The sequence below is a fragment of the Mycobacterium sp. IS-1496 genome (assembly GCF_001499995.1).
Classification (GTDB): domain Bacteria; phylum Actinomycetota; class Actinomycetes; order Mycobacteriales; family Mycobacteriaceae; genus Mycobacterium.
Genome location: NZ_LQIU01000069.1, coordinates 1 through 938, shown reverse-complemented (window position 1 = coordinate 938; position 938 = coordinate 1). Strand labels below are relative to the sequence as shown.

Genomic DNA, 938 nt, shown 5'->3' with positions numbered 1-938 from the left:
ACTTCACCGAACTGCCCCGCATCCGGTCGGAGCGCCCGGCGTTCGAGCTGCACTACCCGCACATGGTCGAGCGGATGCGGGCCGAGGCCCACATCGGCCGCCATGCCACAGCCGGGGAGATTCCCGAGGGATTCGGCCCCCGCACGGAACCCGACCGCAGCAGCTGACCGCTGCCCGTGAAGCCGGCGTCAGGCGGCTGGTTCGTCGAGCGCGCGCAGCTCTCGCAGGTACCACCACGGCGCCACCGGCATCGCCAGCGTCACCAGTGCCGTCAGCGCGTACAGCACCCACGAGACCGTGTCGCTGCCGACCGCCATCAGATACGTGGCCGCGCCGATGGCGATCATCGCCACACCCATCGCGATGCCGAGCACCAGTGCGCACTGCAGCCACAACCGATCCACCTCGGCCGTCGGCAGGCCGGGATCGAGCCGGCTCGGCACCTGCTGCACCACCGGGGCAACACGCAACTTCTCCGTCGCGGGTTCGTCTGTGGCCGTTGACCTTTCGCGGGGCAGCACCACAGCCTCCGGTTCGGCGTGCGCGGTCCGCCGCGCGCGCAGCAACAGGGGTACCGACCCGATGATGACGGCGGCGGACACCCCGATGACGGTGTAGAGCAGCCACGGGGTGTCGCCGTCGGACGACGCCGCTGGCTGGCTGCGGCCGAGTTCTGTCAGGGCGACGGTCGCCGCCACGGCGGCGCCGAGCGCGATCAGCCAGACGGCCGCGCAGACGCCGAGCAGGATGCGGTTGAGTCTCTCGGCCGCCGCACCGGAGCGGGCGGCGGCGGTGGCGCTGCCTGCCATCAGCAGCTGGTCTGCGCGGCGTTGCCGTTGTTGGAGGACAAGACCGTCCCGTCGCTCGTCGCTCATGCCCGTGCCCCGATCCAGAGAGCCGCGCCGATGACGGCCACCATGCCGATGATCCACGCCGCC

Annotated in this window: 2 protein-coding genes; one reads left to right on the top strand and one right to left on the bottom strand. The window is 71.5% G+C overall.

All coding sequences use genetic code 11. From position 1 onward, the window contains the following. Positions 1–167, top strand: a 167-nt coding sequence (locus tag AU195_RS26305; RefSeq protein WP_172800695.1) for a hypothetical protein, incomplete at its 5' end; no start/stop codon positions are given. 21 nt (positions 168–188) lie between these two features. Here the strand turns inward: AU195_RS26305 and AU195_RS23445 are convergent. After that, positions 189–809 (bottom strand): DUF2561 family protein, encoded by a 621-nt coding sequence (locus AU195_RS23445; RefSeq protein WP_059161418.1) that lies wholly within the window; start codon positions 807–809, stop codon positions 189–191. Positions 810–938: the final 129 nt, after the last annotated feature.

Bases quoted from the DNA above. Each gene is read 5' to 3' on its own strand.
- AU195_RS23445 (WP_059161418.1), bottom strand. From the start codon at position 809: ATGGCAGGCAGCGCCACCGCCGCCGCCCGCTCCGGTGCGGCGGCCGAG.